A 21,915-nucleotide genomic window follows, 5' to 3' on the forward strand; every position below is an offset into this window, starting at 1 on the left:
CCGAAACTTTCGGGCGGGTCAACGTCATTTCCAGGTGTTCTCGAGGAGGTGGACGGCCTCGGGGAGGGTGAGGCCGAGCCGGCGGGCGGTGGCGGCGTACGCCTCCGCGGCCTCCGCGGCCTCCGTGGACCGGCCCGCGGCGGTGGCGGCGACGAAGGTGCCACGGCGACCCTCGGTGGTGATCACGCCGTCGGACTCGAGCTCGCGGTAGGCGCGGGCGACCGTGTTGACCGCGAGGCCCAGCTCGGCGGCCAGCGCCCGCACCGTCGGCAGCCGGGTGCCGGCCGGCAGGTCGCCCGAGGCGGCCCGCGAGGCGACCTGGGCGCGCAGCTGCTCGTACGGCGCGACCGATGAGCCGGGGTCCAGCGGATGCACCTGCATGCCCGCATGGTAGAGACTTCCCCATGGAGAACGTCGAGACCGTGCTCGTGGTGGGGGAGTCGCTGGTCGACATCGTGCACGGGGCGGGCGGCCGCACCACGGAGTACGCCGGGGGCAGCGCCGCCAACGTCGCGGTGGCGCTGGCGCGCCTGGGCCGGCGCGTGCGGTTCGTGACCGCGTGGGCCGACGACGAGCGCGGCCGGGTGCTGGCCGACCACGTGGCCGCCGCGGGGGTCGAGCTGGCCGGCGACCCGCACGTGCTCACGCGCACCGCCACCGCGGCTGCGACCATCGGAGCGGACGGCGCCGCGTCGTACGAGTTCGACCTCGAGTGGCGCATCCCTGCGCTCGTCGACGAACCCGCACCGCTCGTGGTCCACACGTGCTCGCTGGGCGCCGTTCTCGAGCCGGGTGCCGACGAGGTGCTGGCCCTGGTCGAGCGGTTGCGGGCGAGCGCCACGATCAGCTACGACGTCAACGCCCGGCCCGCGATCACCGGCACCGGGCCGGAGCTGGTCGCGCTGGTGGAGCGGATGGTGGCTGCCTCCGACGTCGTGAAGGCGTCCGACGAGGACCTGGCCGCGCTGTACCCGGCGCTCCCGATCGAGGCGGCCGCCCGGACGCTGCTCGCGCTGGGCCCGGCGGCCGTGGTCGTGACCCGGGGCGGCGACGGCGCGACCTGGGTCAACGACGCCGGGGTGGTCGAGGTCACGTCGCTGCCCGTCGAGGTGGCCGACACCATCGGCGCCGGGGACACGTTCGGCGCCGCAGTGATCGATGCGCTGTGGGAGCGCGGCCTGCTGGGCGCCGCCCGGCGCGAACAGCTCCGCGACCTGGACCCGGAGGTGATCACCGAGGTCCTCGGCCACGCCGCCCGGGCCGCGGCCGTCACCGTGTCACGGCCGGGTGCGAACCCGCCGTACCGCCACGAGCTCTGAGAGCGTCAGCTCTGCAGCCGGCGCCGTGGCGCGGCCCGGAGATGGGCGCGCTCGCCCTGCTTGCCGACGAGGCTGAGGAACTCCACGGGACCTGAGCTCGTGGCGCCGAACCAGTGAGGTGTGCGGGTGTCGAACTCCGCCGCCTCACCGGGCCGGAGCACGAGGTCATGCTCTCCGAGCACGAGCCGGAGGTGGCCGTTGAGGACGAACGCCCAGTCGTAGCCCTCGTGGGTGCGCAGGTCGGGCTCGTCGTCGTCGCGACCGGCCGGCAGGATGAACTTGTAGGCCTGGATGCCGCCGGGCCGGCGGCTCAGGGGCAGGATCGTGCGGCCGTCGCCGGTCGCGATCGGCCGCAGGTTGACGCGTGGGTCGCCGGTCGGCGGCGCGTCGACGAGCTCGTCGAGGGTGACGCCGTAGGCGCGAGCCAGCGGCAGCAGCTGCTCGAGCGTGGGACGTCGGAGCCCCGCCTCGAGGCGGGAGAGCGTGCTGGTCGAGATGCCCGTCTCGTCGGCGAGGTCGGCGAGCGTGATGTCGCGACCCTGGCGGAGACGCTTGAGCCGGGGTCCGACGGCGTCGAGGGTGCGGTCGGTGTCGTCCATCCCTCTACCTTGCCATTTGGCAACAACGTTTGCGAATCGGAGTGGGTCTGGCGACCATCGAGGAGCCGTCGACCGTCGGCGGCGCAGGAGGGATGCACCATGACGCACTCGTTCGACCAGGAGTACTGGGACCGGATCTGGTCGGGTGACCGGGCCCTCGCCATGGCCGGGGGCGAGCCGAACCCCCACCTGGTCCGCGAGACCGCCGGCCTCACGCCCGGGACTGCTCTCGATGCGGGTTGCGGAGCCGGCGCCGAGGCGATCTGGCTCGCCACGCAGGGCTGGCAGGTGACCGGCGCGGACGTCGCTGCCGAGGCACTCGCCCGTGCCGAGCACCGAGCGGCCGGATCTGGGGTCGCCGGTCGTGTGCAGTGGGTCCTGGCCGACCTCTCGCGCTGGGAACCCGGCGAGCGGTACGACCTCGTCACCACGCACTACGCGCATCCAGCCGCTCCGCAGCTGGAGTTCTACGAGCGCCTCGCCTCGTGGGTGGCACCCCGCGGCACGCTGCTCATCGTCGGCCACCTGCACGAGCACAGCGGCCCGCACGACCACGGGCACGACGACGGGCAGGACGGTACGGCGCCGCCGGCTGCCGCCTCGGTCCGCGCTGAGGACGTCACCGCGCGCCTCGACCCGTCGCTGTGGCGCATCGAGACGGCCCAGGAGCCCCACCGCTCGCTTGCCGGCCCCGGTGGCCGAGAGGTCTCGATCGCCGACGTCGTCGTCCGGGCTACCCGCCGCCACTGACCGCACCACCCGAAGGGAGACCTCCGTGAACCATTCCAGTGCCGCCACCGTCGGCGAGCCCGCTCCGACCGTCGACGACCCGATCCGACGCCGAGCGATCCTGATCGCCGTCTGCGTGGCCCTGATGGCCGTCATCGCGTCGGTGACCGGCCTCAACGTCGCCCAGCCGCAGCTCGCCGTCGAGTTCGACGCCTCCCAGGGCGAGGTCTTGTGGTTCATCAACCTCTACACGATCAGCCTGGCCGCGCTCCTGCTGCCGATGGGCGCCCTCGGTGACCGGCGCGGACGCAAGCCCGTGCTGCTGATGGGACTGGTGCTGTTCGGTGCGGCGAACGTCGCGGCCGGGCTGGCGACGACCGCAGAGGTCATGCTCGCGTCTCGTCTCCTGGCCGGCATCGGGGCTGCGATGATCATGCCGGTCACGCTGGCGGTGATCACCTCGACCTTCCCCGAGGACGAGCGCGCCAAGGGGATCGGGGTCTGGACCGCCGTCGCCGGCGGCGGGGGCATCCTCGGCATGTACCTCTCGGCGCTGCTGGTGGACGTCGCGACCTGGCGCTGGCTCTTCGTCCTGCCCGTCGTGCTCGTCCTGGTGGCCGCCGCGATGGTGGTGCGGTCGGTGCCGAACTCACGGTCGCTCGGCGAGCACTCCTTCGACACGGTCGGGGCGGTCTCCTCGGTCCTCGCGGTGGTGGGCGTGGTCTTCGCGCTCCACGAGGGACCGGTGCAGGGATGGGCGCGGCCCGCGACCCTGGCGGCGCTCGCCGTCGGCCTCGTCGCGGCGGCTGCCTTCGTCAGGTGGGAGCTGCACCACGTCGAGCCGCTGCTCGACGTACGCCTCTTCGCCCGGCGCGACCTCGCCAGCGGGTCGGTCTCGCTGCTGTCGGTGTTCGGCGTGCAGGCCGGGATCTTCGTCGTGCTCTTCCCGTTCCTCCAGCTCGTGCTCGGGTGGACGGCGTTGCGGGCGACCCTGGCGATGATGCCGATGGCCCTGCTGATGATGCTCGCCTCCGGCCTCGCGCCGAAGGTCGCCGCCCGCGTCGGCCGTCGCTCGACGATGGCGTCCGGCGTCCTGCTCGGCGGCGTGGGCCTGGTCCTGATGGCGCGCCTGGTCTCGGTGGACGGCGGCTACCTCGCCGTACTGCCCGGGATGCTCTGCATGGGCCTGGGCATGGGCCTCTCGATGACACCCTCGACCGAGGCGATCACGAGCGCGCTGCCACGGGAGCGTCAGGGTCTCGCCTCCGCGCTCAACGACGTGACGCGGGAGCTCGGCACTGCCCTGGGTGTCGCGCTCCTGGGCGCCGTGCTCTCCGCCGGCTACCGGAGCTCGATCGACGCCCGGCTCGATGGCATCTCGCCGGACGCGGCCGACTCCGCACGCGCCGGCCTGGCCAACGCGGTGGCGGTGTCGGGCAGCCAGGGCGAGCGGCCGGGGCGCTGGTCCGGGCTGCCGAGGAGGCCTTCATCGACGGGTGGCAGCACGCGATGTGGGTCGGGGCTTCGGTGATGGCCGCGCTGCTCCTCTTCATCCTCGTGAGGAGCCGGCGCGGGCTGGGTCAGGGAGCCTCGGGCGCCAGGTAGGCGTGGACGAGCGGGACGACGGAGGCACCCTCGCCGCTGGCGGAGGCGACGCGCTTCATCGAGCCGGCGCGCACGTCGCCGGCGCAGAACACGCCGGGCACGGTCGTCGCGAGCTCGGCCGGCGGCAGGCCGTCGCGCCAGTGCTCGCGCGGCACGTCGCGACCGGTGAGCACGAAGCCGCGCTCGTCGCGCGCGACCGAGGCGTGGATCCAGTCGCAGTGCGGCTCGGCGCCGAGCAGCAGGAACAGGCCGTACGCCGACACGCGCTCGCGTTCACCGGTGCGGGTGTCCTCGAGGCACAGCCACTCGAGCCGGCCGTCGCCGCCGCCGTCGACCACCGCGGCGCAGGTGCGCACCGAAACCCGCGAGCTGTACTCGATCTCACTGATCAGGTACGACGACATCGTCTCGGCCAGGGAGGGCCGGCGGACCAGGATCGTCACGGATCGGGCGAATCGCGCGAGGTGCATCGCCGCCTGCCCGGCGGAGTTGCCGCCGCCGACGACGTAGACGTCCTGGCCCTCCATCTCGCGGGCCGCCGTCATCGCGGCGCCGTAGTAGACGCCCATCCCGACCAGCTCCTCGAGCGGATCGACCCGCAGCTTGCGGTAGGCGACGCCGCTGGCGATCACCACCGAGCGGGCCCGCACCTCGCCGCTGTCGGTGCACAGCACGTGGGGGTCGCCGTCCTGCCCGGGCCGGAGCTCGTCGACGGACTGGCCGGTGTAGAACCGGGCCCCGAACCGCAGCGCCTGGTTGCGCGCCCGCTGCGCCAGCCGCATGCCGGAGATGCCGCGCGGGAAGCCCAGGTAGTTGCGGATCATCGAGCTGGTGCCGGCCTGACCGCCGATCGCCTCGGCCTCGAGGATCACCGTCGAGAGACCCTCGGAGGCGGCGTACACGGCGGCCGCGAGGCCCGCCGGACCGCCGCCGACGACGGCCACGTCGACGACGTGGTCGAGGTCGATCTCCGTCGGGGCGCCGTAGATGCTGATCGCGACGTCGCGAACGGACGTCGCGTGGATGACCGGCCGGTTGAGCGCGCAGACGAGGGGGTACGCCGGCTCCTGGTCCCACAGGTCGAGGACGTAGCGGCCGCCGTCGGAGTCGGGCGGGTAGACCCGGCTCGGCATGCCCATCCGGTCCAGGAAGTCGCGGATCCCCAGAGTCAGCGCGTCGCGGGTCGGGGAGACGATCTTGACCGAGACGACCTCCGGGTCGGGGACGGTGGATCCCCAGTCGGAGAGCAGGTCGGTGATCGCGTTGTGGAACTCCTCGTCGCGGACCCCGCGGGGCATCAAGAGGTAGGCGTCGTACTTGCCGGCCGCCATGCCGGCGCGCAGACCGGGCCCGTCGGCGAGGAACCGGTCCCAGTGGGCCGCGATGACCCGCCGCGCGGTCGGGACCTTCTCGCGCAGCTTGTGGAAGGCGTGCAGCACGGTCTCGGCGTCGGGTACGGCGGACTCGGAGACGTACAACGCCACGGTGGCGCCGCCGGAGAGGACGTCGTGGGTGGCCTCGAGCGCCTCCCGGCAGGACCGGACCAGGCGCACGTCGTACTCGTGCTGGTAGCGGGCGAAGCCTCCGAGGAGCTCGTCGGGGTGCTCAGGCCCGATCAGCACGATGGCAGGGGTGCTCACGTGGATGAGCGTAAGGGGACGGGGCAATAGGATTGCTGGTCGTGCGCATCCGCCTCGACCTGGCCTACGACGGCACCGACTTCCATGGCTGGGCGGCCCAGCCGGGACTGCGGACCGTGCAGGGTGAGCTGAGTGCCGCGCTGGCGACCGTGCTGCGGGTGCCGGCGGTCGACGTGGTCTGCGCGGGCCGCACCGACGCCGGGGTGCACGCGCGAGGACAGGTGGTGCACGCCGACCTGCCCGCGGAGGTCGACGACGACGAGCTCGACCGGCTCGTACGCCGGCTCAACGGGCGGCTGTCCGCGGACGTCCGGATCCGCCGTGCGTGCCGGGCGCCCGAGGGGTTCGACGCCCGGTTCGGTGCGCTGTGGCGGCGCTACGCCTACCGGATCGCGGACGCGCCGGAGACGGTCGACCCGCTCACCCGGGCCCACGTGCTGGCGTGGCCGCGGCCTCTCGACATCGAGGCGATGAACGCCGCGTCGGCGCTGCTGGTGGGCCGCCACGACTTCGCCTCGTTCTGCAAGCAGCGCGAGGGCGCGACGACGATCCGCACCCTGCTCGACCTGGGCTGGCAGCGCGATCCGGCCGGCGTGCTCGTCGGGACCGTGCGTGCCGACGCGTTCTGCCACAGCATGGTCCGCGCGCTGGTGGGCTGCCTGATCGCCGTCGGCGAGGGCCGTCGGCCGGCCGCCTGGGCCGGTGACATCCTGCGCGCCGAGACGCGGGACCCCGCGGTGATGGTGGTGCACGCCCACGGGCTCACGCTCGAGGAGGTCGCCTACCCGCCCGACGACGAGCTGTCGGCGCGTGCCGAGCAGACCCGGGCCAAGCGGACCAGCGATGCCTGAGGACCACTACTTCAGTGCCGACCCGTCGGTGCCGTTCGAGCGCGAGCGGTTCACCTGCGAGGTGTGGGGACGCGAGCTGTCGCTGGTCAGCGGCTCGGGTGTCTTCAGCCGCGGCCACCTCGACCACGCGACCGCGGTGCTCTTCCGCGAGACCCAGCCTCCGGCGCCGGGACGGGTCCTCGACCTCGGCTGCGGGTACGGCGTGATCGGGCTGGCGATCGCGGCCGTGGTCCCGGACGCGGTCGTGACCGCGGTCGACGTCAACGAGCGGGCGCTGCTGCTGGCCCGGGAGAACGCCGCGGCGCTCGGCCTGTCCGGCCGGTTCTCGGCCACGACCCCGGACGCCGTCCCGGTGGATGCGACGTACGACGAGATCTGGTCGAACCCCCCGATCCGGATCGGCAAGCAGGCGCTGCACGAGCTGCTGCTCACCTGGCTGCCGCGACTCGCGCCCGGCGGGCGCGCGGTGATGGTGGTCGGGAAGAACCTGGGTGCGGACTCGCTCCAGCGCTGGCTGGGCGAGCAGGGCTGGCCGACTGAGCGGGTCGCCAGCGTCAAGGGCTTCCGGGTGCTGGTCACGCGTCGCGGAGCCGAGCCGCCTGCCGGGTGAGGTGGTCGCGCTCGGCGGCGTTGCTCGCCGCGGCCGCCGCCCGCGCATAGAGGTCGTGGGCGGTCGCGCGGTCACCGGCGCGCTCGTGCAGCCACGCCTCGACCGCGGTACGCCGCGGGAGGTCCGCGGGCAGGGAGTCCAGTGCCCGGAGTCCGGCCAGCGGGCCGTCGACCTCGCCGACGGCGACCGCCCGGTTGAGCGCGACGACCGGTGAGTCGGTGAGGGCCAGCAGCTCGTCGTACCACTCCAGGACCTGCGGCCAGTCGGTCTCCTCGGCCGAACGGGCGTCGCAGTGCAGCGCCGCGATCGCCGCCTGGGCTTGGTACTCACCGAGGCGGTCCACGGCGAGCGCGGCCTGCAGGATCGCGACGCCCTCCGCGATCAGCGTGGTGTCCCAGCGGCTGCGGTCCTGCTCCGCGAGCGGCACCAGGGCGCCGTGCTCGTCCCAGCGGGCCGGGCGGCGGGCCTGGTGCAGCAGCATCAGGGCGAGCAGCCCGGCGACCTCCGGCTCCGCACTTCGAGGCTCGCGAGCTCGCACCTCAGTAGAAGCGCTGGCCCGGGTGAGCATCCGGGTCAGGCGGATGGCCTCCGCAGCCAGGTCGACGTCGCCGGAGTAGCCCTCGTTGAAGATCAGGTACAGCACGGTCAGCACCCGTCGCAGGTCGCCGGGAGCGCCCACCCCGGCCTCGGCCACCGTGCGCTTGGCCCGGCTGATCCGCTGGGCCATCGTGGCCTCCGGCACGAGATAGGCCTCGGCGATCTGCCGGGTGGTGAGCCCGCCGACCGCCCGCAGGGTGAGGGCGACCGCGGACGACGGCGTCAGTGCCGGGTGGCAGCACAGGAACAGCAGCAGCAGGGTGTCGTCCTGCTCCTCTGCCGGGCCAGGCGCTGGTTGGTCGTGCACCCGCTCCTCCCGGGACCGGCGGGCGGACTCCGAGCGGCTCGCGTCCACCACCTTGCGCCACGCGACCGTGACCAGCCACGCCTTCGGGTCCTCCGGTGGGGCGCCGGGCCACCGGCGTACCGCCTCGACCAGCGCCTCCTGGACGGCGTCCTCGGCCGTCGCGAAGTCGGCTCCGCGACGGACGAGGACGCCGAGGACCTGGGGCACCAGCTCCCGGACCAGCTCCTCCACGAGAGGTCGGCTCACTCGGTGATGGTCTGCGGGTGGTCCAGGAACGGCCGCACCTCGATCCACTCCCGGATCGGCTCGCCCCCCGGGCCAGGCGCCGAGGAGAGGTACGCCGCGGCCTCCTGGGCCCGGTCGACCGAGTCGACGTCGATGATCATCCACCCGGCGATCAGGTCCTTGGTCTCGGCGAACGGCCCGTCGGTGACCGGGGGCTTGCCCTCCCCGTCGAAGCGCACCCACATCCCGTCGGGCGACAGCGCCTGGGCGTCGACGAACTCGCCGCGGTCGCGCAGCTGGTCGGCGACGTGTCCCATGAACGCGATGTGCGCCTCGACCTCCTCGGGCGTCCACTGGTCCATCGGGGCGCAGTCGAGGGTCTTCTCGCCGCGGTAGTGCTTGAGCAGCAGGTACTTCGCCATGTTGATCTCTCCTCGGTTCGGTGCCGCCATTGTGGTGGCACACCCCTGGGACGGAGCCGGACCGGCGTTCTCGACATGGCCTGTGGAGAGCCAGTTTCCGAGGTGCCGCGACCGGGGGAGGATGACCGGACAACGACTCGCTCGGGGGAGGTTGTCATGTTGGTCGATCCATCCGGCGGCTTGGCCTGTGACTACGGCGCGATGCACCTGGCCGAGGTCGAGGTCGCCTCGGCGGCCGCCGGCCTGGACGCGGCGGGAGCAACGGTGCCGTCCGGTGACTACGGGGAGGCGACGGGGCCCGTCGCCGTGCTCATGGCCGCGCTCGCGGAGACCGCCGCCCGCCTGGTCGCGGAGGCGAAGGTGCTGGGGTTGGGCCTGCGGGTCGCCTCGGCCGACATCGAGGCCACCGACACCGAGCAGGCACTGCGCTACGTCGAGGTGGGGCGCTGATGGCCGGCGTGATCGAGACCGAGATCCCGGGGGAGCCGGCCGCGTTCCAGGCCCTGGCCGACTACCTCCGGAGCGTGCTCGCCGCCCGGGCCGAGGAGCTGGCGGACCGCACCGCCGGACAACGGTCCCTGCTCGGCGGCACCTGGCGCGGCGCCGCCGCCGACGCCTTCGGCGAGCGGGCCGGCGCCCTCGTGAGCGCCGGCGACGGACTCGCTGACCGGGCGCGTGCCGCCGCGACCGAGGTCGAGTCCCTCGGCGAGACCCTGGGACTCGCCCAGGAAGGTATGGCGGCGGTCCGGACGGCCGCCGCGGCCGGCGGTCTGAGCGTCGCAGGCACGACGATCGGCTGGCCCGCCGACGTCTGGCAGCTCGACCTCGCCGAGGCCATCCGGTTCCGCGAGGTGTGGGATGCCGCGCTCGCGGACGCGGAGTCGCACCGGCGGGGCTGGTACGCCGCCCTCGACCGGGCCGCTGCCTTCGTCGAGGCGGAGTCGAGCACCCTGCTGACGCTGACCGCGGACCTGATCATGACCACGGCGGAGCAGGCGCTGCTGTTGAAGGCCTCTCGGATCATGGCCGGACAGGCGGAGTTCTTCGAGTCCGAGGTGACGCGGCTCGACAGCCAGATCGATGACCTCTCCCGGGCCGTCGAGCGCTTCGGCCGGCCCGGCGACCGGGCTCTCCTCGAGAAGCTCGCCGACGAGCGGATCACGACCCGACATGCCGCGGAGGGGCTGCGCGACGCCGCCCAGCACCCCAGGCTCCCGGGCGAGCTGCGCGGCGGCCTCGGACTGCTCAGCGGCGCGCTCGCCGGATATGGCGTCTACGCCGACATCCAGGACGGGGAGTCGACGGAGCAGGCAGTGGCGTCGCAGGGTGGCGGCCTGCTCCTCGGGTCGCTCACTGCCGCGGGCGCTGGAGCGGGCGTCGGCAGCTTCGTCCCTGGCCCGGGGACGCTGGTCGGGGCGGTCGCCGTCGGCGGAGCCACCCTGATCGGCGGCGCGTTGGGGTCCCACTATGGGAACAAGTGGGTGGACCAGGCCTATGAGTCCGGTGATCGACATGAGGAGCCAGAGCCGGGCGAGGAGCTGCTCGACTACGCCGCCGAGGCGCTCGCGTCCCCGCAGCCGGCCGACCACCGGGACGCTCGATGAGGATCGATCCCCGCTTCATCGGCCGAGAGGCGCACGACGCCGTCGGCATCCAGCTGCTCGTACTCGTCAGCATCGTCGGAGGCCTCGCACTCGTCGTCGCCGGTCTCCGCGTCGGCGCCTGGGGCAGCGTGCTGGGTGGTGGCTCCTTCGTGCTGCTGGCCGCGAGCCTTCGTCTCAGCCTGTTCGGGCGCCGGCGCCTCGGCGAGCGGGTCTGGGAGATCTGGGGCCCCGACGGCGTCGAGATCCGGATCGGCCTCCGGCCCCACCGACCGCTGGGCCTGCTGTGCACCTCCGTGGGTATGGCGATGCTGTTCGGTGGCGGCCTGTGCGTCGTCGAGTCGGTCGCCGGCCGCGTCCTGATGTGGCTGCTCCTGCCACTGCCCCTGCTGCTCGTCCCCGACTGCGTGCGTGGCCTGCTCACCCGCGGCCGAGAGGTCGTCCTGACCCCGCGAGCGCTGACCTACCACGGCTTCTCCTGCGACGCCGAGGTTCCGTGGGAGGAGATCACGCACGTCGGCACCGACCGGTCGAACCCGTGGGTCCCCGCGATCCGGTTCGACCTGCAGCCGACCACCACGGTGCGGGCCGAACGGCACAAGATGGTGGCCTGGCTGGACCCCCCGCCCGGGCAGGACAACGTCCAGATGTCCCTCCTCGCCGTCGACATGCCGACGCAGCTGATCGAGCTCGCCCGCCAGCTGATTCGCATGGACCTCGCGGAGAGGTCCGTGCACCTGGCCAGCGAGGGCGTGACGACCCTGACGGACGAGGCGCGGGTGGTCTGAGGGATGCAGCGGACGAATGGGGATACGGTGGCCGGGTGGGCACTCGGGGGTCGGTCGTGGAGTCCATCAGCGCTGACGCGCCCACACGGTCGAGATCGACCTGGGCGGCGCGCGCCGTCGGATGGTCGCTGATCGTCGCCTGTCTGGGCCTCGTCGTCGTCGGCCTCGTCGCCGGCGAGCGGACCTCGAGCTACGACGAGCTGCGCGTCGCCGTGGCCGACGGGAAGGTCGACCACGTCATCGTGTCGCAGGGCTTCACGGGGGACTTCCGGGGCAGGGCGACCGTCGACGTCTACTGGCACACCCGCTCCGGGTGGCGGGTCGCGGAGGTCGTCGAGCAGCACCCGCTGCGGGCGGATCAGGTCGACGGGCTCCCCGTCGTGCGCGACGTCGGTGAGGATCTGCGCAGCGTCGACGCCGGGGTCGAGGTCGAGACCCGATCGCACTGGCGGCGCCTCGAGTCCGACGCGGAGCTCCTGGGGTGGCGTCTCCCCAGCTGGAGCAGCCTCGTGGTCGTCGGCATCTGGCTCGCGACGCTGATGCTGATCGTCGGCGGCGCGCCACCGTGGCGGGCGACCCGCTGGGCGTGGTTCTGGCTGTTCCTGCTGGCCGCGCCGGTCGGGATCGTGGCGTTCCTGCTCTTCGGCGGGCCGTGCGGCCTGCTGCCGCCGAAGCCTGGGCGCCGGCCCGGGCTGACCGGCGGGCTGGGTCTCGTCCTGGCGCTGGTGATCGGTGCCGCGATCGGCACCGTCCGGGGCTGACCGACGCTGCTCAGCCGTGCAGCACCGTCCGGAACAGCGCGCAGGTCTCGTCCAGCGCCTGCTGCGCCGCGGCAGAGTGGCGGCCCATGTCGACGAACCCGTGGATGAGACCGGGGAACGTCCGCACGTCGACGGGTACGCCGGCAGCGGCGAGCGCCTCGGCGTACGCGAGCCCGTCGTCGCGCAGCGGGTCGAACTCCGCCACCACCACGACGGCGGGGGCGAGGCCGCTCAGGTCGCCGCGCAGCGGGCTGAGCCGCGGCTCGCTCAGATCGGTGCGCCGGCCGGTGTACTGCTGCTGGAACCACGCCATGCTGGCCGCGTCGAGGAAGTAGCCCTCGGCGTTCTCGGAGTGCGACGGGTAGTCGCCCGCCATGTCGGTGACCGGGTAGACCAGCAGCTGGCCGGCGAGCGGCCGACCCTCGTCGCGGAAGGCCTGCGCGACGACCGCGGAGAGGTTGCCGCCGGCGCTGTCCCCGGCGACCGCGACCCGGTCGTCACCGCCGAGGTCGGCGAGATGCTCCGCGACGTACCGCGTCGCTGCCAGCGCGTCGTCGGGCGCGGCGGGGAAGGGGTGCTCGGGTGCGAGCCGATAGGCAACGGACACCACGACGGCCGCGCAGCCGTTGGCGAGAGCGCGGGCGAACAGGTCGTGGGTGTCGAGGTCCCCGATCACGAACCCGCCCCCGTGGAGCAGCACGATCGTGGGCAGCGGACCCTCGAGCGCGGGCCGATAGACGCGCGCGGGCAGGTCGCCCTCCGCGCCGGGCACCGTGGTGTCCTCGACGGCGCGTACGTCGGGCACGGCGGCCGGGTCGCGCAGGTCGACCGACAGCGTGCGCAGGCCTCGCCGGGCCTCCTCCGGCCCGCTCTCGGACATCGGTGCGGACTCGGCCGAGGCGAGGAACTGCAGCAGGGCGGCGATCTGGGGGTCGAGGGGCATGTCTCTCCTGGAGCCTGGCGTGGGTGGGTCAGACGAAGGCGCTGATGCCGGTCTCGGCACGGCCGATGAGCAGCTTCTGGATCTGGCTGGTGCCCTCGTAGAGGGTCATGACGCGGGCGTCGCGCAGGTACTTCTCGACCGGGTGCTCGTCGACGTACCCGGCGCCGCCGTAGACCTGGATCGCGTTGTTGGCGGCGCGTACGGCGGCCTCGGAGGCGAACAGCTTGGCCTTGGAGGCGGCGGTGCCGAAGGGCTCGCCGCGGTCGATCAGGTCGGCGCAGCGCCACACCAGCAGCCGTGCCGCGTCGGCGTCGACCGAGAGGTCGGAGATCAGCTCCTGCACGAGCTGGAAGGACGCGAGCGGCCGGCCGAACTGGGTGCGGCTGGTGGCGTAGTCGCGGGCGGACTCGAGGCAGCCCTGCACGATGCCGACGCAGCCGGCCGCGACCGAGACGCGGCCCTTGTCGAGCGTGGTCATCGCGATCCGGAACCCCTGGCCCTCCTCGCCGAGCAGCGCGTCGGCGCGGACGCGGACCTCGGAGAGGAACAGCTCGGCGGTGGCCTGCCCGCGTAGCCCGAGCTTGCCCTTGATCTCCCGCGCCTCGAAGCCGGGGGTGTCCGTGGGCACCAGGAACGCGCTGACACCCTTCGGTCCCGGGCCGCCCGTGCGCGCGAACACCAGCGCGACGTGGGCCCAGGTGCCGTTGGTGATGAACAGCTTCTGGCCGCTGATCACCCAGTCATCGCCGTCGCGCCGAGCCCGGCTGGTGAGGTTGCCCGCGTCGGACCCGGTGTCGGGCTCGGTGAGCCCGAAGCACCCGAGGATGCTGGCGTCCGCGATGCCGGGCAGCCAGCGCTGCTTCTGCTCCTCGCTCCCGAAGCCCAGGATCGACTTCCCGACCAGCCCGTTGGAGACCGACACGATGCCGCGCAGCGCGGAGTCGGCGCGGCCGAGCTCCTCCATGCCGAGCACGTAGGTGACGTAGTCACCGCCGAGCCCGCCGTACTCCTCGGGGATCGTGAGGCCGAAGAACCCGATCTCGGCCATCTTGGGGATGATCGCGGTGTCGACGGACTCGGCGCGGTCCCAGGCCGTGCGGTGCGGGACCGCCTCGCGGTCGAGGAAGTCGCGTGCCAGGTCGCGGAACGCCTGCTGCTCGTCGCTGAGGCTGAGGTCCATCCGGGTTCAGGCCTTCCAGCGAGCGATCTCGGCCTTGGCCAGCGAGCTCTTGTGCACCTCGTCGGGGCCGTCCGCGAAGCGCAGCGTGCGCACCTGGGCGAACGCGTAGGCCAGCGGGAAGTCCTGCGAGAGCCCGCCGCCGCCGTGCACCTGGATGGCCCTGTCGAGGATCCACTGCACGGTCTCGGGGGTGGCGATCTTGATCGCCTGGATCTCGGTGTGCGCGCCGCGGTTGCCGACGGTGTCCATCAACCAGGCGGTCTTGAGCACCAGCAACCGCAGCTGCTCGAGCTTGACGCGCGACTCCGCGATCCAGCCGCGGACCACGCCCTGGTCGGCCAGCGGCCGGCCGAACGCCACCCGGGAGGAGGCCCGCTGGCACATCAGCTCGATCGCGGTCTCCGCGATGCCGATCGCGCGCATGCAGTGGTGGATGCGGCCGGGACCCAGCCGGGCCTGGGCGATCGCGAACCCGGTGCCCTCCTCACCGATCAGGTTGGCCACCGGGACGCGTACGTCGCGGAACTCCAGCTCGGCGTGGCCGCCGTGCTCGTGGTCGTCGTACCCGAAGACCTCCATGCCGCGCTTGATGATGACGCCGGGGGTGTCGCGGGGCACCAGCACCATGCTCTGCTGGCGGTGCCGGGAGGCGGACGGGTCGGTCTTGCCCATCACGATGAAGATCTCGGCGTGCGGGTTCATCGCGCCGGTGATCCACCACTTGCGGCCGTTGATGACGTACTCGTCGCCGTCGCGCTCGATGCGGGTCTCGATGTTGGTCGCGTCGGAGGACGCGACGTCCGGCTCGGTCATCGCGAACGCCGAGCGGATCTCGCCCTTCAGCAGCGGTTGGAGCCAACGCTCCTTCTGCTCGTCGTTGCCGAAGAGCGAGAGCACCTCCATGTTGCCGGTGTCGGGGGCCGCGCAGTTGAGGGCCGCCGGCGCGAGGTGGCCGCAGCGGCCGGTGATCTCGGCGAGCGGGGCGTACTGGAGGTTGGTGAGCCCGGGGGAGTCCGCGTGCTCGTGGGGGAGGAAGAGGTTCCACAGCCCGAGCTGACGGGCCTCGGCCTGCAGCTCCTGGAGCACCGGAGCCTCCGACCATGCCCAGCGGTCCGGGAGCTGGCCGAGCTGCTCGTGGAAGACAGGCGCGGAGGGCACGATCCGCTCCGCCATGAAGGTCTCGAGCCGCTCGATCAGCTCGGCGGTCTTCTCGTCGTGTGCGAAGTCCATGTCAGTCCTCTCCGAGGGCATCCAGCCCCGCGGTGATGAGCGGGTCGAACCCCGCGCCGATCTGGTCGAATCCCTCGCCGACGGTCTTGCCCTGGAGGAACCGGAAGTTGATGCCCTCGAGGATCACGGCGAGCTTGAAGTAGGCGAGTCCGAGATGGAATCCCATGTCACCGAGGTCGCGGCCACGGGTCTCGGCGTACCGCGCGAGGTGCTCCTCGCCGGTCGGGTAGCCGGGCGCCGTGCTCACGTCGGAGACCAGGCCGGCGGCCGGGAGCTCGGCCAGCCGGTCGTAGACGAGCAGCAGCGCGAGGTCGGTGCGGACGTCGCCGAGCGTGGCCATCTCCCAGTCGACGACGGCCTTGATGTGGTCGTCGGCTCCGGTCAGCAGGTTGTCGAGGCGGTAGTCGCCGTGCACGATCCCGGCCCACGCGTCCCCTTCGTCGGAGTCCTCCGGCACGCGCGCGGTGAGCCGGCGGTGCAGCTCGTCGGCGCCGGGGCGGTCCTGCGTCTTGGAGCCCTCGAGCTGCTGGCCCCAGCGCCGGACCTGACGCTCGAGGAAGCCCGCCGGCCGCCCGAACTCGCCGAGTCCGACCGCTGCGGGGTGGACGGTGTGCAGCCGGGCGAGCACGTCGACCATCTCGCGGGCGATGCTCGCGGTGCGCTCCGCGCCGAGCTCCCGGAGCTCCTGGGCCGACCGGTACGCGGTGCCGATCACCCGCTCCATCACGTAGAACGGCGCGCCGAGCACGTCCGGGTCGCTGCAGTGCGCGTACGTCGTGGGCACCGGGACGTCGGTGTCGCGGAGCGCGGACATCGCGGTGTACTCCCGGCCCATGTCGTGGGCGGTCGCCTGCACGTGGCCGAGCGGGGGGCGCCGCACGATCCACCAGCCGGCGCCGTCGGTGACCTCGTAGGTGAGGTTGGACCGGCCGCCCGCGATCAGCCGTGCGCTGAGCTCGCCGGCGATGTCGCCGGGCCGCTGCGCGTCGTACCAGGTGCGAAAGGCGGTGAGGTCGAGGCCGGGGACGTCGGTCGTCTGCAGCTCGGTCATGACAGGAGTCCGCTCTCGTCGAGCTTGTGCTGGAGGCGGCGCATGCCGGCCAGCCAGCGGTCGGTGTCGGTCGCGCGTGCGGCGTAGTAGCCGGCGACCTCCGGGTGCGGGAGCACGAGGAACCGGTCGTCCGCGAGGGACGCGATCCACGCGTCGGCGACCTGCTCGGGCTCGAGCGCGTCGTCGCGGGAGAGCAGGTCCTGCAACGGGCCCGCGTCCTCGAGCATCTGGGTGCGCACGCCTTGGGGGCAGATGGCCTGTACCACGATGCCGCGGTGGCCGTAGCTGACCGAGAGCCACTCGGCGAAGGCCACCGAGGCGTGCTTGGTCACGGAGTACGGCGCGCTGCCGATCATCGTCAGCAGCCCGGCTGCCGAGGCGGTGACGACGAAGCGGCCACCGCCCGTCTCCAGCCAGCGCGGCACCAGGATGCGGGCCGCACGGACGTGGGCCATGACGTTGACGTCGAGGATGCGCTGCCAGTGCTCGTCCGGGGTCTGCAGGCTGTCGACGCCACCGAGGCTGCCCGCGCCGTCGATGCCGGCGTTCGCGCAGTAGACGTCGATGCGCCCGAGCGCCTCGGTGGCCGCGTCGATGAGTGCCGCGACCCCATCTGCGGAGGAGGCGTCGCCCGGGGCCGGGGTGCCGCCGATGTCGTCGGCGACGGCCTGGGCGGTGGCCGGGTCGAGGTCGTTGACGACGACCCGGGCGCCCTCCGCGGCGAGCCGGGTCGCGAGGGCGCGTCCGATGCCGCGACCGGCGCCGGTGACGACGACGCCCTTGCCGTTGAGCTGGTCGGTCATCACACCCCGCCGGTGAGCGTCAGGCCGCCGTCCAGGGTGAGGGTCTGGCCGGTGACCCAGGAGGCCTCGTCGGAGAGCAGGAACGCGACCGCGCCGGCCACGTCCTCGGGGAGGCCGAGCCGCTTGAGCGGGTAGGTGCTCGCGACCTCGTCCTCCCGACCCTCGTACAGCGGCCCGGCGAACTGCGTCTTCACGACCGCGGGGGCCACCGCGTTGACCCGGACCGTGGGGCCGAGCTCCACGGCGAGGGACTCGGTGAGGCTGATCAGCATCGCCTTGGAGGCGCCGTACATCGCGATGCCCGGGGCCGGCTTGACGCCCGAGACCGAGGAGATGTTGACGATCGAGCCGCCGTGCTCGGCCATCCACGCGCGGTGCGCGGACTGGACCCAGGCGAGGGCCCCGAGCGCGTTGACCTCGACGATCTTGCGCGCGGCGCCGAGGTCGAGGTCGACCAGGCTCGAGAGGACGGGGTTGATGCCGGCGTTGTTGACGAGCAGGTCGAGGCTGCCGAACGTCTCGATGGTGCGCCGTACGGCGTCCTCGCGGTGCTCGGGGTCGTCCGCCTTGCCGGCCACCGCGATCGCGTGCTCGGCGCCGCCGAGACTGGCGACGGCCTCATCGAGGGCCTCGGGCTTGCGTGCGGTCAGGCAGACCTTGGCGCCCTCGTCCACCAGGCGCTGGGCGATGCCCAGGCCGATGCCGCGGCTGGCTCCGGTGATGATCGCGACCTTGCCGGCGATTCCCTGCACGTGTGTCCTCCTCGTCGTGGCCCCGGTGGCGGTGGCCTTGCATGCTGACTAAGCGCTTGCTTACCATGCCGTGCATGAGTGCGTCCACCCCCGTTCCCGATGCCCGGACCCGGCTCGCGGCCGCGGCGGTGGACGCCTTCGCCGCCCGTGGCTTCCACGGGACCACCACCCGGGACATCTCCACCACGGCCGGGATGAGCCCGGCCGCGCTGTACGTGCACCACCGCTCCAAGGAGGAGCTGCTCTTCGAGCTCGCGCGGGTCGGGCACCTGCGGGTGCTGGAGATGGTGCGTGCCTCCGTGGCGGGGCTCACCGACCCGGTGGAGCAGCTCGGGCAGCTCGTCGAGGACTTCGTCCGCGACCACGCCGACCAGCACACCGGCGCCCGGGTGATCAACTACGAGCTGTCGGCGCTGACCGACGAGCACCTCGCCGAGATCCGCGCGATCCGCCACGACATCGACCTGGTCGTGCGCGGTGTGCTCGACCGGGGCGTCGCGGCCGGCGTCTTCACCACCCCCGACTCCCGGATGACCGCCCTCGCCCTCCTCTCCCTCGGCATCGACGTCGCGCGGTGGTATCGCGACGAGGGCCGCTGGACCCCCGACGAGGTCGCCGCCCACTACCGGCTCCTCGCCCTCCGGATGGTCGGCGCCGCGTAGGTCTTCCGGCAGTCCTCCACAGGTCGACATCGACCGGTTTCGCCACGGCGATGACCGGGGAATGATGATCGCCGTGAACCGGTCTCGGACGGCCCTCACCGCCCTGGCGCTCGCGTCGGTGCTCGCGCTCGGCGCGTGCTCCGGCAGTGACCCCCAGCCCAAGTTCGCCGACCCCACCCCGTCGGAGCCCACCGCTCCGTCCACCACCGCTGTCTCCGGCCCCGTAGAGCCCACGATGCCGGCCGCTGCGCGGGGCACCGATGCCGCCGCTGCTGAGGCGTTCGTGAAGTTCTACTGGGAGATGGTCAACTACGCCCAGGCCACGGGAGATCTCGACGGTCTACGCGGGCTGACTGACGACGGATGTCGCCCGTGCACTGGTGGCCTTCGTGCTCTCGAGCAGTTGGTGGCGAAGGATGCGGAAGTCCGCGGCGGCGCCTACGAACTGTCGGACGTGTCGAGCGCGTCGTTCGATGGCGGGAATCGGGTCACCGTTTGGTACCGCCTAGCGGCATCGCGCCAAACGATCGACTACCCGGGTAACCAGGCCGACCAGGTGTATCAGTCGAAGCAGGTTCGAGCGATGAGTCTCCTCCGTAGGATCGATGGCGCGTGGACGCTCGAGTATTGGGGTGAGGACCCATCAAAGCGTTAGCTATCACCACTCTCCTGGCGGCTGCGACTGCAGCCGTCTTCGTAGCCTGCCCGGCAGACGCGACGGACACCGGCTCGGGTCCGGGCTACTTCTGGGCGGGAGGAACCGGGTACAACCCAGGCAACCAACAGGGTGCGCCAACCGCAGCAGGAGATCCGGTCACGGGCCACTGGGAGGTCTACGACGCGTGCGCAGCCGGGCTAGGTGGGGACCGGACTTGCGCCGACGTCGCGTATTGCCCGGATGGATCGGTCATGACGCTGGCCTACTTCGTCGCGACCGATGGTTCGGAGAGCTACGGAGGCAGCAACTGCGAGGACACCGTCGCTGCTCCGCCGGTGGTGACGCCGGGGTTGGTGTTGGCGGCATTCCGGCGGGTTCCGTTGCCGGCGTCGGAGCTGGTGGTGCAGCCGCCGGGTGGGCGGACGTTGGTGAACTTCGAGACGAACTTCTACACCGAGCAGGGTGGGTTCACGCGGGTGGTGCACCTGTTGGGGCAGCGGGTGGAGCTGCGGATCTGGCCGGAGTCGTTTGTGTGGCGTTATGGGGATGGGACCTCGGAGCAGACGAGCTCGGCGGGGTCGGCGTATCCGGATCTGGAGATCACGCACCGATACGTGTCCAAGGGGCGGGTGGCAGTGAGTGTGGACACGACGTATGCGGCGGACTTCCGGGTCGGGGCCGGTGGGTGGCGGCATGTGGACGGAACGGTGACGATCCCGGGTGCGGCGGAGCCGTTGCGGGTGGTGACGGCGCGGCCGGTGCTGGTGGGTGGCTGATCGGGTAGTGCGGTGGATTGGTTGAACCAGGTTCATCCCAGCCACCGCACTGTGTGGTCGCGCGCGAGACAGCGGCCTGCATCTGACCCACCCGCCGTCACCACACCGTCGGATGACCACGCCAAGAGCCATCCGCGTCCGGCGTGGCGCCGCAGGCGACACGCCAGACGCGGCTAGATCCAGCGGGAGAACCAGATCCGGTCGACCCACTCGCGATGGGTGAGGAGCTGGTTGGTGTAGATGGGCCAGAACCAGGCGAAGTTCAGGAGCACGAGCACGAAGAACGTGCCGGAGATGATGACCCCGGCGGTACGCCGGCGGGTGGCACCCGAGCCGATCAGCTTCCCCATAGCCATCACCAGGGCCAGGACGAGGAACGGCAGGGTGATCACGGCGTAGAAGGAGAAGATCGGCCGGTCGTCGTACTGCAACCACGGCAGCCAGGTGGTGGCAGCCCCCACGACCACCACCCCGTAGCGCCAGTCACGGGAGCCGGCCCACATGACCGCCGCGGCGATCAGGGCGAGGCAGCCGCCCCACCACAGGGTGGGGTTGCCGAGGAGCAGGACCTGCCGCAGGCAGTCGCTGCCCGCCGGTGCGTTGCAGCCCTGGGTACCGGGCTTGATGCCGGTGTCGGCCGCGACGCCGACCGGCCGGTTCAGCAGCAACCACCCGGCCGGGTTGGAGGCGTAGGTGTGCGTGCTGTCGTTGAGGAAGTGGGTGTGGAACGCGTAGACGTCGCGGTGGTAGTACCAGAGCGACCTCAGTGACTGGGTGACCTCCCCGAACCCCGACGCGTCCGCCTCGGTCCGCGTCGGCCAGTCCTGCCCGCCGTCGTAGTGGGTGTACTGGGTCGCCGAGAGGTGTTCCTCGTACTCGTGGGCGTGGATCAGCCAGCCGGTCCAGGTCGCGACGTAGACCACGACCGCGACCAGCACGAGGTGGACGAAGGCGGGTACGCCGTCGACGAGCGCCGAGCGCAGGAGCGGCCAGCGGACACCGAACGAGCGGCGGGCGCCGGCCGACCACAGCCACACCAGTACGCCGAACGCCGCGAGCGGATAGATCGCCTCCCACTTCGAGCCGAGGGCCAGCCCCCAGCACAGGCCCCCCAGCAGCAGCCACGGCCGGAACAGCAGGCCGCGCACAGGACCCCAGGCGCGCGAGCTGGTGATCGGCTCCGGGACGAGCCGGGCGAGCCGGGCGCGGTGCCAGTCGCGGTCGGCGACGACGCAGTGCACCCCGCACAGCAGGAAGAACGCCACGAAGATGTCGAGCAGCGCCAGGCGGGACAGCACGAACTGCAGCCCGTCGAAGCACAGCAGGAGCCCGGCCACGACGCCGAGCAGCGTCGACCCGGTGAGCCGGCGGGCGAGCCGGACCATGACCAGCACCATCAGCGACCCGACGACGGCCGAGGCGACCCGCCATCCGAACGGGTCCATCCCGAAGACCTTGATGCCGGCGGCGATCAGCCACTTGCCGACCTCGGGGTGGACGATCATCTCCGGGGTGTTCTTGAAGACGCCGGACAGCGTCTGCCCCTGGAGGATCAGCTCGTTGGCCTTGTCGGTGCCGTTGCGCTCGAACCCGTAGTTGAGCAGGGACCAGGCGTCCTTGGCGTAGTAGGTCTCGTCGAACTCGAAGATCCGGGGCGAGCCGAGCCGCCACAACCGCAGGAACAGCGCCAGCAGCGCGACCGCGACGCTCGCCGTCCACCCGATGAACGGGTCCTCGAGCCGGACCCGGCTCCGCGCGCGCTCCCAGGCAGAGGGAGGGGAGCCGGTCGTCACGGGCCCGAGGATA

Annotated in this window: 24 protein-coding genes; 12 read left to right on the forward strand and 12 right to left on the reverse strand. The window is 72.4% G+C overall.

All coding sequences use genetic code 11. The features are described 5' to 3' along the window. Positions 1-24: 24 nt before the first annotated feature. Complete coding sequence (locus AC3ANS_RS03340) at positions 25-381, reverse strand: GntR family transcriptional regulator (RefSeq protein WP_488294744.1); 357 nt, start codon at positions 379-381, stop codon at positions 25-27. Positions 382-404: 23 nt separating this feature from the next. Here AC3ANS_RS03340 and AC3ANS_RS03345 point away from each other — a divergent pair, with 23 nt between their 5' ends. Beyond that, complete coding sequence (locus tag AC3ANS_RS03345; protein ID WP_488294745.1) at positions 405-1,319, forward strand: carbohydrate kinase family protein; 915 nt, start codon at positions 405-407, stop codon at positions 1,317-1,319. 5 nt (positions 1,320-1,324) lie between these two features. Here AC3ANS_RS03345 and AC3ANS_RS03350 read toward each other — a convergent pair whose 3' ends face one another. Further along, complete coding sequence (locus tag AC3ANS_RS03350; protein WP_488294746.1) at positions 1,325-1,918, reverse strand: helix-turn-helix domain-containing protein; 594 nt, start codon at positions 1,916-1,918, stop codon at positions 1,325-1,327. Positions 1,919-2,017: 99 nt separating this feature from the next. Here AC3ANS_RS03350 and AC3ANS_RS03355 point away from each other — a divergent pair, with 99 nt between their 5' ends. Both AC3ANS_RS03355 and AC3ANS_RS03360 read left to right on the forward strand, forming a co-directional pair. Next, a complete protein-coding gene (locus AC3ANS_RS03355) occupies positions 2,018-2,668 on the forward strand; it encodes an SAM-dependent methyltransferase (protein ID WP_488294747.1) in 651 nt (216 codons plus the stop codon). A 25-nt stretch (positions 2,669-2,693) separates the two neighbouring features. Next, positions 2,694-4,178, forward strand: a complete 1,485-nt coding sequence (locus AC3ANS_RS03360; RefSeq protein WP_488294748.1) for an MFS transporter — start codon at positions 2,694-2,696, stop codon at positions 4,176-4,178. A gap of 49 nt (positions 4,179-4,227) precedes the next feature. Here AC3ANS_RS03360 and AC3ANS_RS03365 read toward each other — a convergent pair whose 3' ends face one another. Next, positions 4,228-5,892 carry an NAD(P)/FAD-dependent oxidoreductase gene (locus AC3ANS_RS03365; protein ID WP_488294749.1) on the reverse strand — a complete coding sequence of 555 codons (1,665 nt, stop codon included), beginning with the start codon at positions 5,890-5,892 and terminating at the stop codon, positions 4,228-4,230. Positions 5,893-5,927: 35 nt separating this feature from the next. On the opposite strand from AC3ANS_RS03365, the gene truA reads away from it, so the two are divergent. Continuing rightward, the gene (gene truA / locus AC3ANS_RS03370; RefSeq protein WP_488296420.1) at positions 5,928-6,743 is read left to right on the forward strand and encodes a tRNA pseudouridine(38-40) synthase TruA; all 816 of its coding nucleotides are present in this window, start codon (positions 5,928-5,930) and stop codon (positions 6,741-6,743) included. Further along, positions 6,736-7,353: a class I SAM-dependent methyltransferase gene (locus AC3ANS_RS03375; RefSeq protein WP_488294750.1), complete on the forward strand. Its 618-nt coding sequence runs from the start codon at positions 6,736-6,738 to the stop codon at positions 7,351-7,353. Before truA ends, AC3ANS_RS03375 begins: the two co-directional genes overlap by 8 nt. Here AC3ANS_RS03375 and AC3ANS_RS03380 read toward each other — a convergent pair. Further along, positions 7,319-8,488: an RNA polymerase sigma factor gene (locus tag AC3ANS_RS03380; RefSeq protein WP_488296421.1), complete on the reverse strand. Its 1,170-nt coding sequence runs from the start codon at positions 8,486-8,488 to the stop codon at positions 7,319-7,321. The genes AC3ANS_RS03375 and AC3ANS_RS03380 overlap by 35 nt on opposite strands. An 11-nt stretch (positions 8,489-8,499) precedes the next feature. Then, positions 8,500-8,904 carry a YciI family protein gene (locus AC3ANS_RS03385; protein ID WP_488294751.1) on the reverse strand — a complete coding sequence of 135 codons (405 nt, stop codon included), beginning with the start codon at positions 8,902-8,904 and terminating at the stop codon, positions 8,500-8,502. A gap of 156 nt (positions 8,905-9,060) precedes the next feature. Here AC3ANS_RS03385 and AC3ANS_RS03390 point away from each other — a divergent pair, with 156 nt between their 5' ends. Genes AC3ANS_RS03390 through AC3ANS_RS03405 form a run of 4 tightly spaced genes read left to right on the forward strand, consistent with a single transcriptional unit; the run spans position 9,061 to position 12,054 of the window. Then, entirely contained in the window at positions 9,061-9,354 is a 294-nt protein-coding gene (locus AC3ANS_RS03390; RefSeq protein WP_488294752.1) for a hypothetical protein, read from the forward strand. Beyond that, positions 9,354-10,508, forward strand: coding sequence for a hypothetical protein (locus tag AC3ANS_RS03395; RefSeq protein ID WP_488294753.1), 1,155 nt, complete (start codon positions 9,354-9,356; stop codon positions 10,506-10,508). The genes AC3ANS_RS03390 and AC3ANS_RS03395 overlap by 1 nt, the downstream gene beginning before the upstream one ends. After that, positions 10,505-11,293: a hypothetical protein gene (locus AC3ANS_RS03400; RefSeq protein ID WP_488294754.1), complete on the forward strand. Its 789-nt coding sequence runs from the start codon at positions 10,505-10,507 to the stop codon at positions 11,291-11,293. Before AC3ANS_RS03395 ends, AC3ANS_RS03400 begins: the two co-directional genes overlap by 4 nt. Positions 11,294-11,328: 35 nt before the next feature. Then, the gene (locus AC3ANS_RS03405) at positions 11,329-12,054 is read left to right on the forward strand and encodes a hypothetical protein (protein ID WP_488294755.1); all 726 of its coding nucleotides are present in this window, start codon (positions 11,329-11,331) and stop codon (positions 12,052-12,054) included. A gap of 10 nt (positions 12,055-12,064) precedes the next feature. On the opposite strand, the gene AC3ANS_RS03410 is transcribed toward AC3ANS_RS03405, so the two are convergent. Genes AC3ANS_RS03410 through AC3ANS_RS03435 form a run of 6 tightly spaced genes read right to left on the reverse strand, consistent with a single transcriptional unit; the run spans position 12,065 to position 18,013 of the window. Next, positions 12,065-12,997 (reverse strand): alpha/beta hydrolase, encoded by a 933-nt coding sequence (locus AC3ANS_RS03410; RefSeq protein WP_488294756.1) that lies wholly within the window; start codon positions 12,995-12,997, stop codon positions 12,065-12,067. Between the two features lie 28 nt (positions 12,998-13,025). Continuing rightward, positions 13,026-14,177, reverse strand: coding sequence for an acyl-CoA dehydrogenase family protein (locus tag AC3ANS_RS03415; RefSeq protein WP_488294757.1), 1,152 nt, complete (start codon positions 14,175-14,177; stop codon positions 13,026-13,028). Positions 14,178-14,183: 6 nt separating this feature from the next. After that, positions 14,184-15,407 (reverse strand): acyl-CoA dehydrogenase family protein, encoded by a 1,224-nt coding sequence (locus AC3ANS_RS03420; protein WP_488294758.1) that lies wholly within the window; start codon positions 15,405-15,407, stop codon positions 14,184-14,186. 1 nt (position 15,408) lies between these two features. Next, positions 15,409-16,458 (reverse strand): phosphotransferase family protein, encoded by a 1,050-nt coding sequence (locus tag AC3ANS_RS03425; RefSeq protein ID WP_488294759.1) that lies wholly within the window; start codon positions 16,456-16,458, stop codon positions 15,409-15,411. Continuing rightward, the gene (locus AC3ANS_RS03430) at positions 16,455-17,261 is read right to left on the reverse strand and encodes an SDR family NAD(P)-dependent oxidoreductase (protein WP_488294760.1); all 807 of its coding nucleotides are present in this window, start codon (positions 17,259-17,261) and stop codon (positions 16,455-16,457) included. The genes AC3ANS_RS03425 and AC3ANS_RS03430 overlap by 4 nt, the downstream gene beginning before the upstream one ends. Next, entirely contained in the window at positions 17,261-18,013 is a 753-nt protein-coding gene (locus AC3ANS_RS03435) for an SDR family oxidoreductase (protein ID WP_488294761.1), read from the reverse strand. The genes AC3ANS_RS03430 and AC3ANS_RS03435 overlap by 1 nt, the downstream gene beginning before the upstream one ends. A 74-nt stretch (positions 18,014-18,087) precedes the next feature. Between AC3ANS_RS03435 and AC3ANS_RS03440 the strand changes: the two genes are divergently transcribed. From AC3ANS_RS03440 to AC3ANS_RS03450, 3 genes are all read left to right on the forward strand, one after another. Continuing rightward, positions 18,088-18,675 (forward strand): TetR/AcrR family transcriptional regulator, encoded by a 588-nt coding sequence (locus tag AC3ANS_RS03440; RefSeq protein WP_488294762.1) that lies wholly within the window; start codon positions 18,088-18,090, stop codon positions 18,673-18,675. Positions 18,676-18,736: 61 nt separating this feature from the next. Continuing rightward, positions 18,737-19,330, forward strand: a complete 594-nt coding sequence (locus tag AC3ANS_RS03445) for a DUF6318 family protein (RefSeq protein ID WP_488294763.1) — start codon at positions 18,737-18,739, stop codon at positions 19,328-19,330. Between the two features lie 254 nt (positions 19,331-19,584). Next, positions 19,585-20,109, forward strand: coding sequence for a hypothetical protein (locus AC3ANS_RS03450; protein ID WP_488294764.1), 525 nt, complete (start codon positions 19,585-19,587; stop codon positions 20,107-20,109). Between the two features lie 173 nt (positions 20,110-20,282). Here the strand turns inward: AC3ANS_RS03450 and AC3ANS_RS03455 are convergent, their stop codons facing one another. After that, positions 20,283-21,902: a dolichyl-phosphate-mannose--protein mannosyltransferase gene (locus AC3ANS_RS03455; RefSeq protein WP_488294765.1), complete on the reverse strand. Its 1,620-nt coding sequence runs from the start codon at positions 21,900-21,902 to the stop codon at positions 20,283-20,285. Positions 21,903-21,915 lie beyond the last annotated feature (13 nt).

This window comes from Nocardia sp. 149-1B (assembly GCF_057747975.1).